Genomic DNA, 17,237 nt, shown 5'->3' with positions numbered 1-17,237 from the left:
TCTCTAATTCAGAAACCGTGCAAGCCGCCCTGCAGTGCATGCCATGGTTCTCGCGGCCTGCCGTAGTCGTACTCAGCATCGCGGTACTCGCGCACGTCGAGTGCATCGCAAGTCGCTGACGACTCGCGATTGATTCGGAACGAGCGAGGCGGTTTCGAGTACGAGTACGAGTACCGGCTAACGCCTGAGTACGAGCACGAGTGCTTCAGTTCGAGAACGTCTGAAATCGCCGGCGGACGGACGAAAGACTCTCCACTGCAGAAACCGTGCAAGCCGCCCTGCAGTGCATGCCATGGTTCTCGCGGCCTGCCGTACTCGTACTCAGCATCGCGGTACTCGCGCACGTCGAGTGCATCGCAAGTCGTTGACGACTCGCGGATTGATTCGGAACGAGCGATCAAGCGAGTCAACATCGAGACGGTTCGCTTCAACATTGTCTCGACAGTACCACAATCTTCGGTGTCTACCCCGTCGGTTTGCGGCAAGGACGTCCTGAATCGCAGCACATTCTAACGCCGATCCCCGTACGAGGTCCAAGCATCGACTCCGATCATTGAATCTGCGTTTTCTGTTTCCCTCTGCGATGTTCAATGGAACCGACTGCGCCGCGCGAAGCCACTGGTCACGTGCGTGTCGATGAGGCCCGCTAAAGTCTGAGGCGAGTTTGAACGAGGAAGCGACGTAAACGATCGAGAAGCAATAGACGTCGAGTCGATCGCGGTCGAAAACGGATTTGGACATCAGCGGCGGTTTCGAGTAGGAGTACGAGTACGAGTACGAGTACGAGTAGGAGTACCGGCTAACGCCTGAGTACGAGCACGAGTGCTTCAGTTCGAGAACGAGACAATAAACGAGACCGCCTAGCCCCAGGTCAGGGGTGACTTCGACCTTTTGCGATCTTGTTGCTCCACGACACCGTGGGGGTCAAGTCACCGATCCCCGACCAGGCCTGCTGTGGCGTTCGCGCGATCCCAAGCGGGCATGAAAAAACGTAATCCGTCCGCTCGGTCGTGCCCCCAATAAGCCGTCCATCGCACGATTGCGGTCGTCGCCCTTAGAGCGCAGTTCCCCTCCGAAAGCAACTCGCCCATTTGGAAACTTTCTTTCCATGGCACGATCACATTGGAAAGAACCTGGTCGCGGTGGAACGGACCGGGGCAATGAGTTCGGCGAAAACACACGGGATGGGGTTGCGGATCCAAATTTAGCAAGAGGATCCGACGGGCAAGTGGCACCCTAGTTCGCGGGCGATCTGGTTCCCCTTGGCGTTTGCAGTCCCCTTCTGCCAATCTTGCCCGCCTGCCTTGATTTCACGCTCTTTTAGGGGGGCAAAGGTGGATTCCCTCGCAGTCGAAACGTCCCGCCGTAGGCGCAGAGGCGGCAAGAGCGGCGTGAGAAAAAATGGCAAGATTAGAGAATTTTGCGAGTTTCATGACTGGGTTGGTCCGGCGGTTGCTCCGCAGGCCATTCCAACAAGTTGAAATGAGACTCTGCTCTAAAACCATTCAAGGATCGAATCATGTTAGTACTCAGTCGCAAGGTAGGTGAATCCGTTCAAATCGGATCGGACGTAACGCTGACGATCACCCGTCTGAGCGGTGGGCGGGTGCAAATTGGAATCACGGCCCCCCGTGAAGTTGCCATTCGCCGTGGTGAATTGGGCCTCCTCAACAGCGATCCTGCGCCGGTCCAAGTGGTCGCGTTGGCAACGGAAGTGTCGACGGAGAACTCGCAGTCGCTTACTTTGTCGCTGTAATCACAATCGCCCCGAGGGCGAGCTTAGACCTCGTGCGATCTGCCGTCCTCTTGGTAAACGACTCGGTAGAGGTCGCGTTTACGGTCGTGCCAATTTTGCACGGAGCCGACATCGCGGTGGCGACGAAGTTGCTCGAAATCTAAGTCGTGAATGATCACGGTTTCGACATTGGGATTGCATTCCGCCGCAATCCCATCACGCGAGAACTCCACGTCGGCGGGGGTAAAGATCCCCGATTGTGCGTAATGGATGTCCGAGTTCTCGACAAACGGCAAGTTTCCTGTACAGCCTGAGATAGCGACGTAGAGGTGGTTTTCGATACAGCGTGCTTGGGCACAATAACGCACCCTCAAATAACCATGTCGCGTGTCGGTGTTGTAGGGAACAAAAATGATTTGGGCCCCTTTCTGAGTCGCAATTCGTGTCAACTCAGGGAATTCGATGTCGTAACAGATCTGGATCGCGATCGGACCGCAATCGGTCTCAAACACCTCGACCGATTTCCCAGGATTGACGCCCCACCACTTTCGTTCGCTAGGGGTGATATGAATCTTGTATTGTTTGCCAATCGAACCATCTCGCCGAAACAGATAGGCGATGTTGTAGAGCGTTCCATTTTCGATCACGAACTGGGACCCACCAATGACGTTGATGTCGTACTTGACGGACAACGCGGTAAATAGATCGAGGTACTGAGGGGTGAAGTCGGCCAATTGACGAGCCGCTTGTCCAGGTCGGCTCGATGCGACACACGAGAGCAATTGGGTTGTGAACAATTCGGGGAACAGCACAAAGTCGCACTTGTAATCCGATGCGGTATCGAGAAAGAACTCGCACTGCTGAGCAAACTCGTCAAATCCGCTGATCGCTCGCAATTGATACTGAACGACACAAACTCGGATCGGTTCGACGACGTGGTGGAAGCGACGTTTGGCCCCCGGCACGTACTCGATGTTGCTCCAAATGGCGTGGGTCGCGAAGCCACACGATTCGGTATCCGAAGGCAAATAGTTGGGCGTCAATCCACGCACGATGAACCCATTGGAAAGCTGGGCCGTCAACACGGGATCGTAGTTCTCTTTTTCGACCACCGAATCGATGTACTGGCGTGCGGTCAATTTGTCGGCGTGTTTGTGGTAGCCGGGGATTCGGCCGCCGATAATGATTTGCGACAGATTCTTTTGGCGGCACAATTCTTTCCGCGCGTCGTAGAGTCGCCGCGACAACTTCATCCCGCGGAATTCGGGATCGACCATGATCTCGATCCCATACAGCGTGTCGCCTTTGGGTTTATGATTGCGGATGTACCCTCCGTCGGCGATCGCTTTCCAATTATGCCACTCCAGTGCAGGGTCGTACTCCAAAATCAAACTTGATGAAGAGGCGGCCAATTTCCCGTCGATTTCCACACAGATTTGTCCTTCGGGAAAAAGCGACAACTGGCTTTCAATTTGGTCTCGGCCCCATGGTTCCATGTCGGGAAAGCAGCGCCGCGCCATTGCAACGAGGGCGTCATAATCATCGAGGGTCAACGGACGAACCACAATTTTCCATTCAAACTCAGCCAGATCAAGCGGTTCCATCGGATCGGTCCTTTAGGTTTTCGATGAGCGCCAGCGAAGACACGCTGCGCGGGTCGGAATCAAATGAGTTTAGAAAGCATCATCGTGGCGAGCCCCAGCACGAGAAAGAACCCGCACATGTCGGTGACGGTCGTTAGCAGCGGGCCGCTCGCCACGGCGGGATCAAAGCCAAACCGCTTCAACAGCAAGGGCACCACGCCGCCGATCGACACCGCGATGATGGTGTTTGTGAACAGCGCGATCCCTACCACGATACCAAGGTAGGGATTGCCATTGAAGAGAACGGCAAGAATCGCGACAAGCAAGCCAAGTGCCGCCCCATTGATCAAGCCAACCGAAACTTCCTGCCACCAAACACGCAACATTTCGGTGGGTCGGACCAAACCGAGGGAAAGTTCTCGCATACTCACCGCGACCGCTTGATTCCCGCTGCAACCACTCATGTCACTAATGATCGGCAAGAACACGGCCAACGCGATCACGGCTTGCAAGGTATCTTGAAAGTAGGCGATCACCGCGGCCGCACCGATGTTCAAAAACACATTGATACTCAACCAGCTCAAACGTCGCTTCGCTCGCAACCAGAGCGGCATCGTTCGCAGTTCTTCGCCGCCAACGATCCCTTGGCTTTTCAGGTAATCGCTTTCGATGGCGCGAGTTTCTTCGTAATCGACCGCCTCGCGATGAACGATCCCCTGCAGCTTCCCCTCTTCATCGACCACCGGGACGGCAAGGTAGTTGTGAGCGTCAAATAACTCGACTAAATCATCCAACGAGGCCTTCGCTTGCACTGAAATCGGATTGACGATCATCAGGTCGGCGAGGCGTTCAGCGCGTTTGACAAATAACAGATTCTGCATTGGCAGCACGCCGACAAGCCGATCGTCGGAGTCGCACACGTAGGCATAGCGAACATCAAAATCGCTGTAGTCTTCGCCGTGATCGCTGAGGTCTTGAATCACGTCGCGAACCGACATCTGGTCGCTGAAACGAAGCATCTCGCGAACCATCATTCCGCCCGCTTCGTCATCGTCATAGGACGATAGTTCGCGAACCGCTGCGGCCTCCTCGCGAGGCAACTCATCCAAGATCGCTTCGGCTTGAGCGTCGCTAAGGTCACCGAGCACGTCGGCTTGCTCGTCGCTCGGCATTTCTTGGACGATGGCAGCGGCGGTCGACGTATCGAGCAGCCCCAACATTCGTGCTGCCTCCACCTCCGGCAAGTGGCTGATCAGCTCGGCGGCGTCCTCGGCCTTTAAGGCTTCGAGCACCTGCGTCTCTTCCGCTTCATCGAGCCGGCTCAACGCCAAACATTGATCCGCGGTCGAAAGCTGGGACACATAGTCTTCGAGCTCAACGCTGGTGCCCTCTTGGGCCAAACGAAGCAATTCTTCCCAGGGACGATCCTCTGCAATTGCGACGTTCGAAGTAGGGGCATCAGAGCTAGGCATCGACGACTCTTTCGTGGATGGTGAATGGATGGAATGTAAATGAAGGTGAAATCAAATTCGAGCAGCCCGGGGGGACGGACATGTCACTGGGTACGGGACGTCCGAGACTCAAAATATCCACGCCACGAATAACACGGGGACTCCGGCCCGAAGTTTCGCCCCTGTCTCCGTTTCGTCCCTGTCTGCACTGGAAAACCGACCCCGTTTGCCAAACCTCGACCCGCCCCCACTGAGAAATCTCGGCGAGATTGCCCAACCACTTCACTCGAAGTCGCGAATGCCCGTGACTTGGGAATCCCCATGCCTTTGGCATCCCCATGCCTTTGGCATGCCAATGTCTTCGGCATTGCGGCGTCAGCTCGAACGGGAGCAACCAGAGCGATCTCTAGGAAAAGTGTGACCGATTTTGACGCATACCGAAACCACCGGCCGCCGCGATCGTTGGCAAGAAGTTTTCCATGCCAATGGAAAATCAATTGCCCCTTAAGGATAGACTTTCAGGAACGGGGTTCGCTAGTTGATAAATTTGTTGAACGTGGGGATAGACAGTCGGCTCACGGTACTTGCGTTCTAATTCCACGGCGTCATTTAACAATTGGCGGGCGGTCTCGTTGTTGCCCAATTCCGCGGCACGAAAGGCCTGTTGAGCTAGTTCGGCGGCAAGTGCGGCATCACGTTCGATTTGGATAAGCCAAATCGCCGCTTCGCACCAGCATTGGGACTCCTCACCTCGCGTCGCTTTTGCCGCCAACGCGGCCTGGCGGCTACGTAAACCCGCAAGATTCAAGCCTGCACTGCCAAATTGCGTCCACCATTGGCAACCAACCCACGTCGATTTCGCATGATGAAGTGCGTCTTGGAATGCTTCCCGATCGTTCATGAAATGAATCAAACTTGATAAATGACGGCCGTGGGGGGGACGCCGGTGGGTGAGCGTCGACAAAAATCGGATTGCTCTCAAATGCATCGCAAACGGTGTGCCTGTCTGCGGAATACTTAAAATTTCGCTGTGCCGTGTCGGCAATGGAAGGAAGGGAGGAAGGGCGTCTCGCCTCTACCGGCCTCGCACTTCGCTGAAAGAGGAATCTTGTTGAATATCGAATCGACGAAGTCTAAATCGCCGTGATAGAATCTCAGCCCCTCGGCCGAGAATCGATCTGTAGCAAGTCTCCCTCGTTTCCCCCATTTCCATTCGAGAGTTGCCTTTGACCCGTTGGCTACGCACAAACGGTTTTGCGATCGCCGTGATCGTGACCGTGTTGACGATTTTGATATCATGTTTGATCGCGTTTCGGGCGCTCGACGACTTGCCGAATTCGCACCGCGAGATTGTCAACACCGAAGAACAAATCGGGCGACTTTCGAGTCTACGTTTTTCGCTCGGAACGGCTGCTTCTCGGCTGCGAGCACTGACACTCGGGGGTGACGAACAAGACCATCGCGAGCTCGTCGAAGCGATCGCTCGCTGCGAGCAGTTGCTCGAGGTGCTTGACGGTGTCACGTTGGCCGATCCGCTCGAGCCGATCTTGAAGGAATGTCAGATCTATCTCAGCGAGATTCGTCCACACGCCTCCAATGCAACCTCGTTGAGTGTCAGCGACAAGACTCGACTGCGCGATCGGGCGACTCAATTGCGAGCGAGACTCGAGGCGATCCGATTAGCAAATCAGGACTATTTGGCTGGCAAACGAATCGCGGCCGAGCGAGAGCGACGCGAAGCCGTTTGGGCCTTGATCGGCGGCCACGCGCTGATGCTCGCCTTGGTCGGCTTACTCTATGTGGCACGCCGCGGCGAACAACGACTGCGACAACTCGCGGATCTGCGAACCCTCGAAGCGGACGAACGGTTTGCGTTGATCGTACGCGGGTCGTCGGATGGAATTATCTTGACCGACGAGCGAGGTCGCATCCTGATGACAAACCCAGCGTTCGAACAAATGTTCCAGTCCGATGAAGCGTCACTCAAAGGCACCGCGATAGGATCGCTGTTGACGACCACGGTGATTGACGAGTGGTTAGCCAATCGCTTGAACCACGGCGATCGCGAAAGCACGCTATCGCGACGTGTCAAAGCGATGCGTCCCAATGGCTCGCGACTACATACCGAATTGACCATCACCCCGCAAACGATTCGTGATCAAGAGTTTTTGGCGATCTCGGTACGGGACGTCTCCGAACGCGAAGCGTCGCGTCTGCGGCTAAAGCAGCACGAGGCTTTGTTGAGCGAAATCTTGGAGCCGCTGCACATCCTCGACGCCGTCGGTCGGGTGGTGTATTGGAATCGCGGTGCACAACATTTATATGGTTTCGAGGCACGCGAGGTGATTGGTCAAACGGCCAATGATTTGTTGCGTATTGTCCCGCCCCGGGGGAACGACAATAACATTCACGCGGTCGAGTACGCCGAGGCGGAGCGTTGGTCGGGAGAATTGATGGCCCGCACCAAGGCTGGAAAAGGGCTGCGGATCGAACGTCGACGCACGCGGATACGCGAAGCCAATGAAACGATTGGCGAAGTGGTGCTGGATTTGGATCTGGGTGAACGCAATCGGTTACAACAAGTCGAACGTCGCCGGCAACGACTCGAAAGTTTGGGCACGCTGGCAAGCGGGATCGCTCATGATTTGAACAATTTGCTGACGCCGATCTTGATGAGTTGTCGGATGTTGCAACGCAAAAATGCCAACGTCGACCGCGACGCCCTGCTAGAGACGATCGGAAGTGGGGCCAGTCGGGGAGCCGATTTGATTGCTCAACTGTTGACGTTCGCTCGGGGAGGCGAGGGGGAGCAGCGGCCCATTCGCGTCGACGAAATCATCCCTGAAGTTGCGGCGATATTGCAAGCAACGTTGCCTCCGGGCATCAAGTTGGAGACACAAATCGGTTCGGGACTTTCCCAGGTGCTCGGAGATGCAACCGAGATTAGCCAAGTGGTTATGAATCTCGCCATCAATGCTCGCGATGCGATGTCGGCCAGCGGCGAGTTGAAAATCTCGGTCTCCCCGATCACGTTGGCGACCGAACGTTCATACGCTTACGCCACCCTGCAACCGGGTGATTATCTCTCGATCACCGTGTCCGATACCGGGACGGGGATCCCCAAAAATCTTCGCGAACGCATGTTCGATCCATTCTTTACGACCAAAGAACGGGGCCAGGGAACCGGACTGGGGTTAAGTACCACGATCGGCATCGTGCGCAGCCACGAGGGTGCGGTCGAGGTGCGTTCGACGGTCGGCCAGGGGACGCGAATTTCGGTTATCTTGCCAGCGCTGCCACACTCGTATATTGAAAGTCTGAGGGGCGAATGAATTCAAACGATCCGAGTACCTTGTTGATTGTCGATGACGACGCATTGATACTGCAGGTGATGAAGCTCTGCTTGCCGGAGCCGGATTATCACGTCATTACCGCCGAAACCGCGGCCAAGGGGCTTGAGCTGTTTGCTGAACACAAACCCGACGCGGTGTTGTTGGACATCCAACTGCCCGATCAATCAGGCTTGGCGGCGCTGCATGAATTTCGCGAGCGTGATCGACGCGTGCCGGTGATTTTGATGACCGGGCATGGGACCGCCGAAACCGCAATCAGGGCGATGAGCGGCGGGGCCTTTGAGTATGTCACCAAACCGTTCGAACCGGATGATATTCTGCCAGTCATCGATTCGGCGTTGGAAACCAGTCGGATGGCGCGAAAGCCCGCGGTGTTGCCTTCGGAAGACCGTCTGGGAGAGGACGATACGAAAGCCGATCGGGTACTTGGGGATTGCCCGGCGATGGTCGAAGTGTTTCGATCGATAGGACGGGTGGCCTCACGCGACGTCGCGGTCTTGATTCTGGGCGAGACCGGGACGGGCAAAGAGGTGGTGGCACGTGCGATCTATCAGCATAGCCAACGTCACGACCAAATCTTTCATGCGATTAATTGTGCCGCGATTCCAGAAAACTTGCTCGAGAGTGAGTTGTTCGGACACGAGCGAGGGGCGTTTACGGGCGCCGAGCAGCGACACGTTGGCAAATTCGAAGTCTGTAACGGGGGGACGTTATTCTTAGACGAAATCGGCGACATGACGCCACGCATGCAAACCAAGCTATTGCGAGTGCTGCAGGAAAAAGAATTTGAACGGGTGGGAGGGAGCAAGACGATCCAAACCGATGTTCGTATCATTGCGGCGACAAATCGGGATGTCGAAGCAGCGATCTCCGACAACAGCTTCCGCAGCGATCTCTATTACCGTCTGAATGAGTTCACCCTCTATTTGCCACCGCTGCGAGAACGCGGCGAAGACATCCGGATCATGATCGAGTACTTTTTCACGCGGTTTGCGAAATCCCTCGGCAAAGAAGTTGTCTCCATTGCGCCCGAGACGATGGCGGCCATGATGCTGCACTCCTGGCCCGGCAACGTCCGCGAACTGCAAGGGGTGATCAAGCAAACGCTGTTGAAGGCCAGTGGCCCGGTGATCGTTCCGGCATTCTTGCCGAGTGGCTTTGTTGGGCATGGCGACGACGGCTTGGGAAGATCGATCGGCGGGGGGGCGTGGCAAGCGGGGCTGCGTTCTCACGTCGCGTGGCTATTCGCAGAAGGCTCGCACACGATCGCTGCGGACATTCACGACGCAGTGGATCGCGAAATCTTGGCAGAGGTCCTGCACGCGACACAAGGAAACGTTAGCGCGGCCAGTAACCGATTGGGGATCAGTCGACCGACGTTGCGAAATCGGATCAAGCAACTCGATCGAAACACCGAGGGTGGCAAAGAGCGTTGAGTATGACGCGGCTCTTAGCCTGTCGCGGGTTGCCCGCGGGGCGTCAAACCGTCCGCTCGTAGCGACGCGGATCAGTAAACCGCCAGCAAGACATCGTGTCTACCGAATCGCTTTCAATGCGAATTGGCTTGACGAGGGTCTGATCAACGCACCGCATTGATTATGCAAATTCGGAGCTCATCGCGGTGTTGTTTGTGCATCGCTTGGCAGCAAAAGTTAGAATGCAAGCGAACAATGCGACACCGCGTCACGTTCCGATCCTCTCTTTTGCAAAGGCTATTGCCGTTATGAATCTTGGCATCATTTCTTGCGCCCCGCGTTGTTACAGCACCCGACGACTGATGGCTGCGGCCAAGGAACGCGGCTACAAGGCGTCGGTGGTCAACACGTTAAAGTGTTCGATCGATCTACAACCCGGCAAGCCAGATTTGTATTACAAAGGTAAGCCGCTGGGTGGATTTGATGCCATGATCCCCCGAATCGGAGCCAGTATCACTTACTTCGGTACCGCGGTGGTCCGTCAGCTTGAGCAGATGAATGTTTTCGTTGCGAACAGCTCCGCGGGGATTGCGAACTCTCGCGACAAACTGCGCAGTCTGCAGATGCTCAGTCGGCATCATATCGGAATGCCTAGGACCACGTTTGTGCGTGATCGCGGCGATGTGATCCCTGCGATTCAGCGGATCGGGGGGGCGCCGGTGATCATTAAACTGTTGGAGGGGACTCAGGGAGTCGGAGTGATTTTGGCAGACACGATCAAAGTCGCCGAAGCGATCATCGAAACATTGCAAACCGCCAAACAGAATGTTTTGGTTCAGAGTTTTGTGGCAGAAAGCAAGGGCCGCGACGTCCGCGCCTTTGTCGTCGGGGACCGAGTCATCGGCGCGATGCGGCGGGTAGCCCAAGGAGACGAGTTTCGCAGTAATGTGCACCGTGGAGGGCTTGTAGAAGCCGTTGAACTCGATGACGAGTATCGCGAAACTGCGATCCGCGCGTCCCAGATCATGGGGCTGCGGGTCGCAGGGGTGGACATGCTCGAGGGCAAAAACGGTCCCCAGGTGATGGAGGTCAACAGCTCTCCGGGGCTAGAGGGAATCGAGCGTGCGACAAAGATGGACATTGCCGGTGCCATCATCGAGTATTGTGCGGCCCACGTCGACTTCCCCGAAATGGACATCCGCCAACGCTTGACCGTCAGCCGCGGTTACGGGGTTTGTGAATTGGTCGTGCCCGAAGGCTCGCACTTCGTGGGCATGACGATCACGGACGGCGAGTTTATCGATCGTGACATCAACGTATTGACACTGTATCGCGGAAAAACGGTTATTCCCAACCCCAAGCATTCGCGTATGCTCGAAGCGGGCGATCGCTTGCTGTGCTTTGGTAAACAAGAGGCGATGAAGGACTTGGTCCCGAAGAAGACTCGCAAGAAACGTGCGCCCGTGGTTCGCTCCCTTGATCCGGCGATGATTGACGAGGCTTCCGCTCCACCGACCTACCAATAGTGAGGTTGGCCGGTTCCTTTTCGCTGCCGCTTGAGCCGCACCCGCGTTTGGGCTCTGCCGACGCGACGACGCGTCAACCCACCGTCCGCGTTCGTAGTCGGCATCCCAGATTGATTCTGATTTTGTATCCCCCATCCGACATCAAGCTGTTTCCGGTTATAATCGTCCCATGACCAAATCAAACATGCAGTGGTTCGGCTGCGACGTAGCACCGGGGCAAGCCGTCAATACCGACTTCGAGGTGACTGAAAGCTACAGCAGCCGAAGTGTGGTGATTCCAATCCAGATACGTCGGGGATTGAATCCAGGGCCCACCGTCTTTGCAACCGCGGCGTTGCATGGAGACGAATTGAATGGAACGGGTGCCATTCGCATGCTGCTTGGCGATCGTGATTGGACGCTACACAGCGGGACGTTATTGCTGATCCCGGTGTTGAATGTACTTGGTTTCGAGCGGCATTCGCGTTATTTGCCGGATCGTCGTGATTTGAATCGCTGTTTCCCTGGAACACTCGGGGGAAGTATGGCGTCGCGGCTTGCAAAAGTGATTTTCGATTCGCTAATCAAAAAATGTGATTACGGCATCGATATGCACACCGCCGCGGTCCGTCGCACCAATTTCCCAAATGTACGAGCCGACTTGGACCACCCCGATTGTTTGCGGATGGCGGAAGCCTTTGGTGCCGGAATTATTTTGCACGGCAAGGGCCCCAAGGGTTCGCTGCGACGCGAGGCCACCAAGGCGGGATGTCCGACCATCATTATCGAGGGGGGAGAGGTTTGGAAAGTGGAATCGTCGGTGGTCGATTGCATGACCCGAGGCATCTTCAATGTGCTGAAGGAACTCGGCATGATGCCCGGCAAACCGGACGTTCCCGACACGCAAGCGGTCATTCGCGAGACCAAGTGGTTGCGTGCCGAGCGAGGTGGGTTCATGTCGATGCACGTCGCTCCGGGCGACAGCGTCGTGAAAGGGCAAGCAATCGCAACAAATAGCAACCTGTTAGCCGAGGATCAAAACCGTCTCGAATCTCCGTTCTCCGGAATCGTGATCGGAATGACCACCTTGCCCGCCGTCCAACCGGGGGAACCGGTCGTTCATATTGGTCGATTGGCGAACCCCAAGTCCGTGCGACGTCACAAAAAACAAGTCGCTGGTGACGAGGTGCAGCGCATCGCCCACCAGCATCTGGCCACGAACATCCAAGTGACTGAAGCGACGGGAGTGACCGAATTTCTCGAACCGCCCCAAACTTAGGCCTGTCTTAGCCAACCCAAAATCGCCTACGGTTTGGCCGCATACTCGCGGCAATGAGGACAGCTCTTTTCGCCATTCCAGCGGACACTTTGCTTGATATCTTCCCAGATCGTCATACTGGGAACATAAATGCGATCGCCCGGCATCAATTGATAATTCGTCGCGACATCACCCATCTGTAGGATGTGTTGATAACAGACGGGCATGATCAAACGAGGTTGTCCGGGAAGCTGCGGACGCGTCAAGATGATCTTGTGGTCGTTACATCGGTCGGACAATCCGCCGGCAGCGATCAGGGCGTCGAGGACCGTTTCGTGACCGACCAAGGGGTAGGATCCAGGCGCGTTGACTTCGCCCATCACATAGAACAAACCGCTTTCTTTGTTGACCAAGCGAACGGTGACGCCGTAATCGATCGCTTCGGCTTCGCTTTCGGAACTCTCACCGCGATGCGACGCCAATGCGATTTGAGTTTGTCGCTTTTGTGTTTCATGATAGGCGACCATCCCTTGAACTTGGTTCTGGATTTCTTCGGCTGATAATCCCGCGACTTGCAAACGCCCATACGACCCTAGTTCGATCGTACCGTCTTGTTGAACGGTTTGGTCGCTCGACAAGCGAACCGGGGAATCAAAATCGTTCGGTTCGATCACGAGCACATCGCCCGCTTCGACACGATGCGCCGGAAGGGTCAATTTTGCAAGCTCGGTTGCCGCATTCGTGGGATGCCCCATCGCTTCGCGAATCTTCGCAGCGTCCGACATCAAGGTATGCGAACCGGCCGAAACCGGCAGTCCCATCGAAGCGGCGGTGCGACAACCTGTTTGCGTGCCCACGATGACAATCGCCATCGACGTGATCATGCAAAACGTGCACGCCACTCCACCGCTCATTCGTGTTCTATTCATCGATCGTTTCTCGTTCCTACGCATGTAATCGTTTGTGTTTTGCTGCAGTAAGAGACCGAATGGATTGTCCGATCCCGTGTTGAACTGAGGTTAGGTTGGTTTCGTGATGGGAAGCGTTCGACGAGGATTACCTTCGCGTGGGACGTTGTTGCGGGCCCACGGCTTGAGCCACACTCGAGCCCAAACTACTCGACAAAAAGAATCGCACTGCGTCCTGGCTCAGCTGTTTTCCTGGTTGCAGTCGCAACGTTGGACGCGCCGACGTGCCCCCCACATGAACATGGACGACTCGGTCTTTTAACAACTCATTGGCTTTGGCCACCATCGCAATCGGGGCTGCGGTGGCCATCATGATTGGCGAATTCGCCATCTCCAGTAACTGATCCGCAGGCCCATTGGATTCCGTGCTGGCGGTGACGTCGAAGTCCAATCGTCCCTCCATCGTAGCGCTACCCGCCATCATGACTTGAATGGTGCTTTGCGAAATCGCAAGTTCGTCCACGTGCACCAAGCCACCGGCGATGCGTCCAAACACGTAGCCCCCGTCTTGCCCGTTGCCCGGTCGCGATGGACTCAGACTGACCATTGACGACAATTCGTCCAAGACCGGCAATTCTAACGCTTTGATGTTGGACATTTCCAAGTCGAAGCGACCGACAAATTGTTTGGGGTGACGCGCCCGTTTGGCTTGAAGCGTTACGTTTCCATCGATCACTCCCGCACCGGCCGAGGAGCCTTGAAGCAGCTTGGAGCTATCAACTCGCTCAATCCGGATCGACGTAGCCATCGACAAACTGCGGTCGTAGTTACCTTGTGAAGAGATGTGAACGCGTCCACCGCCAACACCGACGACCCCGGCACGACATTGCCAACGGGCGACCTGGGACGAGGGAGAGTAGGACCATCCGATAGGGAAGCGTGCCTCACGCACCTTCAAACCCGCTAACACGGCGTGGTCGACCGCCACTTCGGCGTGCCCGGAAATCACCGGAGCAATCCGTCCGCTCACACGCAGCGTCCCCGTTCCCGAGACATCCGTCGTTGAAAAGGGGGCGGACGCGCGGCGCAGATTCACACGACTTGCGGCAAACTCAAATCGCCCCGAAGGAGTCGCTGAAAAATCGACATTTGCGTTTCCAGAAAGTCTGCCATCGGCAAAATGCCCGTCAACTTTCTCCAGTTCGATCCGGCTCGGGTGTACTGCGATTGCCGTCGTGATCCGGTCCGAAACCAGTCTGCGGTCCCAGCGAACGTTCTCCACGGCACCACTGAGACTGCACAATCGTCGGCCATCAAACATCGCAGCGGTACGGACACAGTCGCCGGAAACCTTGGCTTGCAACAAACGGGATTCTCGGGGCAAATCGAGCGTCCCCATCACGCGTTGGGCCGACAAATCGGTCAATTTGGCTTCGAAGGTCAACGGAATTTGTTCTATCGGTCTCGCATCGCGCTGAAAGAAATCGGCAAGTGAGAAAAGTTGGGCATTGGCTGAGGCGTTGTAACGCCCCTCGGCCAAGACGCCCTTACTGGAAGCCGACAATTCCCCGGCCGCGACGGAGATCGTTGCATTGCTGATTTCGATCGGCAATCGGTTTAGCGAAAGCTTGTTACTACTCAGCCACGCTTTTCCGGTGAGCGAGTCGCCCGTCGCGATGGAGCTGATTTTCAAACCACCCTCGAGTGTCCCCGCCGACGGAACCGAGATTCCGGCAAAGGCCACGAGCCGGGATGCTTGGATGTTTTTGAACTGACCTTCGATCACCGTTTTGGTCCAATCCAACTCTCGCGCCGTCGCGGTAGCTTGATACTGTCCGCCGAGTAAATCGTTAGATGAACTGGTCAACACGAACGATGATGGGTCTGCATTCCACCGCAAGCGAGCTTTCCCAATTTTGGTTCCGGCGTAGCGTGCGTGATCGATCTCAGCCTCGCCGTTTGCAGAGAAATGAAACGGCGAGGTCGTCAGCGAGAAATGTCCCCCGATCCCAGCCGTCCCTGACGCCGGAAGTGAAGTCCCAGAGAACCGCGACACGACCTCCGCCATATCCTCAATCGCAACCGCCTTGGATTCGATCGCTCCAACCAACGAGAGACCATCGCGGAGTTCACCGTGGGCCATCCATTCGCAAATATTTTCTCGCCACCGAATGGCAAACGCTGGGATCGTAATTCTGCCGTCCGCTAGCGTCCCCTGGGCGACGAACTCATCAACCGGCTCGCCACTGAGCACAAGCTCACGACCGTCTAGACGTGCCGTCGCACTCCACGCTTCGGGCCGCGTTGCATCGGCCAACACACATGATGCATTGAGTTGAGTCTGTAGTTCACCACGGAAATCCGTTGCGGGACCCCCCAGCAATTCAGGAATCGAATCGGTAGGTGTCAGCGAAACTTGCAAGCGAGAATCGATGATCCCGCCATCAGCCATCGGCACGGTTGCCGAAGCCGTCGCATGAACCAGGGGGCGTTGGCGAGGATCGCGTAGTATGACGTCCGACATGTCCAACTTGGCAACGCCGTTTGCCAAGCCAATCGTCACGATGACATCGTCCACCGAGACGCCCTTCGCCGCTACGCCGGACGAATTGATTACCGCATCCAAGGCGTAAGCATCCATCGACGCGAGATTGTCTAACGAAACATTAAACGACGCACGCCCGGCAACGTTTCCACGCGTGTCAACGTTAACGCGTTCCCCTATCGATGACAGTTCCACTCCGTTGGACGAAATCGATCCGGTTAAATTCCCCATCAACGGATCGGCTTGAGAGCGGTCAAACGAACCTGTTAATGTTAACGATGCGCTGACATCGGCGATGGAGATGCCATCCCATTCCAATTCGCTAGCGGATGCACTCGAGTTTGTTTGAAAGTCAATCAAATTGTCTTGCCAATGGAGTTGAAGGTCCGTATTGGATTGACAAGCGATCATAAACTCAGGGATTTCCGGAAACGCAACTGCGACTCGTTTCCAATCGCACTCGCTCAACTGGGTGCGAATGTTCGCGTTCACCGAATTGTCGACCACGTTGGCTTTAACTTCCAAGCCGGCTTGACCGCCCAACGGATTCCCAGACGCAGCGACTCGCAAATCGCCATTACGGAAGTCTCCCTGCAAGACGAAACGCTCCGCAATCGTACCGAGATTCAGTGAATCGAATTGCGAAAGGGTAGCCTTCATCGCTACCGAGTGAGCGCGAACGTCAAGCCAACCGGGGTGTTGACACGAAATGGCAAACGACCCGCGAGCGGAAACAGGTTCGCGATTAATTTCCGCTGGCACCAACGGCAAGTGCTGTAACGCAGCGGTATTGATTTGTACGTCGTCGACGCTGAGGCTGCTGGTGCCTGCGAACGTGGTCGCATCGACAAGGACACGCAGATCAACGGTGCCACCAAGTAGCTCGGGAATCAGCGTGCGAATCTGGATCGAGTCGCCAAACTCGGCCTGAACACCAACATCCCTAACTGAAAAAGGATCGCGGCCATCTTGATGCACCACTAGCTTTGCCTGGTTGACGCAAAGCCGGCCAATGGGAATCGTGCCAGCTGATTCGCTTGACTCCCCCTGGCTCGCCGGGAACTGCGAAATCAAGTTGCCACCGCGATCAAAACGCAGATGCAAACAGGGATCGTCAACGACCACATTGCTGGCCCAGATGCCCTTACGGATCCCATCCCATGGCGACAACTTGACGGCGACACGCCCGACGGTGGCTTGCGGCTCGCTAGCTTGAGAGGGTCCGGTCTGTGCAGGCTCACGCAGGACAATGCCGGTCACCTGAATCGTCGTCAGGCCTAATTCAAGCGACTCGATTTCGATGGACGCGTCAAGCGTGTAGGATCCGATGTGAACCGCTGCAAATCGTAAGATCGGATTTCGCAACAGGACGAGCGACAACAACAGGCCGAATGCAATGCACACGCCTCGTCGCCATTTCGTCCTGGTCCATGTTCGCAACAAAATCCAACTCCCTTCGAGGCTCTCATCACCTCCGCCTGTTC

Annotated in this window: 12 protein-coding genes; 5 read left to right on the top strand and 7 right to left on the bottom strand. The window is 56.0% G+C overall.

Translation table 11 applies throughout. The features are described 5' to 3' along the window. Window positions 1-8: 8 nt before the first annotated feature. Window positions 9-434 (bottom strand): hypothetical protein, encoded by a 426-nt coding sequence (locus Pla52o_RS27330; RefSeq protein ID WP_231612183.1) that lies wholly within the window; start codon window positions 432-434, stop codon window positions 9-11. Further along, window positions 322-741, bottom strand: coding sequence for a four helix bundle protein (locus tag Pla52o_RS27325; RefSeq protein WP_231612138.1), 420 nt, complete (start codon window positions 739-741; stop codon window positions 322-324). Before Pla52o_RS27325 ends, Pla52o_RS27330 begins: the two co-directional genes overlap by 113 nt. 778 nt (window positions 742-1,519) lie before the next feature. Between Pla52o_RS27325 and Pla52o_RS06340 the strand changes: the two genes are divergently transcribed. Next, the gene (locus Pla52o_RS06340; RefSeq protein ID WP_146593764.1) at window positions 1,520-1,756 is read left to right on the top strand and encodes a carbon storage regulator; all 237 of its coding nucleotides are present in this window, start codon (window positions 1,520-1,522) and stop codon (window positions 1,754-1,756) included. A 23-nt stretch (window positions 1,757-1,779) separates the two neighbouring features. Here the strand turns inward: Pla52o_RS06340 and Pla52o_RS06335 are convergent, their stop codons facing one another. The 3 genes from Pla52o_RS06335 to Pla52o_RS06325 form a co-directional block, all read right to left on the bottom strand. Continuing rightward, the gene (locus Pla52o_RS06335) at window positions 1,780-3,339 is read right to left on the bottom strand and encodes a bifunctional GNAT family N-acetyltransferase/carbon-nitrogen hydrolase family protein (RefSeq protein WP_146593763.1); all 1,560 of its coding nucleotides are present in this window, start codon (window positions 3,337-3,339) and stop codon (window positions 1,780-1,782) included. A 59-nt stretch (window positions 3,340-3,398) separates the two neighbouring features. Further along, window positions 3,399-4,790, bottom strand: a complete 1,392-nt coding sequence (mgtE, locus tag Pla52o_RS06330; RefSeq protein WP_146593762.1) for a magnesium transporter — start codon at window positions 4,788-4,790, stop codon at window positions 3,399-3,401. Window positions 4,791-5,262: 472 nt separating this feature from the next. Then, entirely contained in the window at window positions 5,263-5,670 is a 408-nt protein-coding gene (locus Pla52o_RS06325) for a hypothetical protein (protein ID WP_146593761.1), read from the bottom strand. 325 nt (window positions 5,671-5,995) lie between these two features. Between Pla52o_RS06325 and Pla52o_RS06320 the strand changes: the two genes are divergently transcribed. The 4 genes from Pla52o_RS06320 (at window position 5,996) to Pla52o_RS06305 (ending at window position 12,321) form a co-directional block, all read left to right on the top strand. Continuing rightward, window positions 5,996-8,101 (top strand): PAS domain-containing sensor histidine kinase, encoded by a 2,106-nt coding sequence (locus Pla52o_RS06320; RefSeq protein WP_146593760.1) that lies wholly within the window; start codon window positions 5,996-5,998, stop codon window positions 8,099-8,101. Beyond that, the gene (locus Pla52o_RS06315; protein ID WP_146593759.1) at window positions 8,098-9,558 is read left to right on the top strand and encodes a sigma-54-dependent transcriptional regulator; all 1,461 of its coding nucleotides are present in this window, start codon (window positions 8,098-8,100) and stop codon (window positions 9,556-9,558) included. Before Pla52o_RS06320 ends, Pla52o_RS06315 begins: the two co-directional genes overlap by 4 nt. 287 nt (window positions 9,559-9,845) lie before the next feature. After that, window positions 9,846-11,063, top strand: a complete 1,218-nt coding sequence (locus tag Pla52o_RS06310) for a RimK family alpha-L-glutamate ligase (protein ID WP_146593758.1) — start codon at window positions 9,846-9,848, stop codon at window positions 11,061-11,063. A 169-nt stretch (window positions 11,064-11,232) separates the two neighbouring features. Next, a complete protein-coding gene (locus Pla52o_RS06305) occupies window positions 11,233-12,321 on the top strand; it encodes a succinylglutamate desuccinylase/aspartoacylase family protein (RefSeq protein ID WP_197169043.1) in 1,089 nt (362 codons plus the stop codon). A gap of 26 nt (window positions 12,322-12,347) precedes the next feature. On the opposite strand, the gene Pla52o_RS06300 is transcribed toward Pla52o_RS06305, so the two are convergent. Together Pla52o_RS06300 and Pla52o_RS06295 are read right to left on the bottom strand one after the other, a co-directional pair. Next, entirely contained in the window at window positions 12,348-13,229 is an 882-nt protein-coding gene (locus tag Pla52o_RS06300; RefSeq protein ID WP_197169042.1) for a polysaccharide biosynthesis/export family protein, read from the bottom strand. Between the two features lie 127 nt (window positions 13,230-13,356). Further along, on the bottom strand, window positions 13,357-17,157 hold the full coding sequence (locus Pla52o_RS06295; RefSeq protein ID WP_197169041.1) for an AsmA-like C-terminal region-containing protein: 3,801 nt from the start codon (window positions 17,155-17,157) through the stop codon (window positions 13,357-13,359). Window positions 17,158-17,237: the final 80 nt, after the last annotated feature.

The organism is Novipirellula galeiformis, assembly GCF_007860095.1.
In the GTDB taxonomy this organism is placed as follows: Bacteria; Planctomycetota; Planctomycetia; order Pirellulales; family Pirellulaceae; genus Novipirellula; species Novipirellula galeiformis.
The sequence above is the reverse complement of the archived record's forward strand: the minus strand, read 5'-3'. Positions and strand labels throughout refer to the sequence as shown.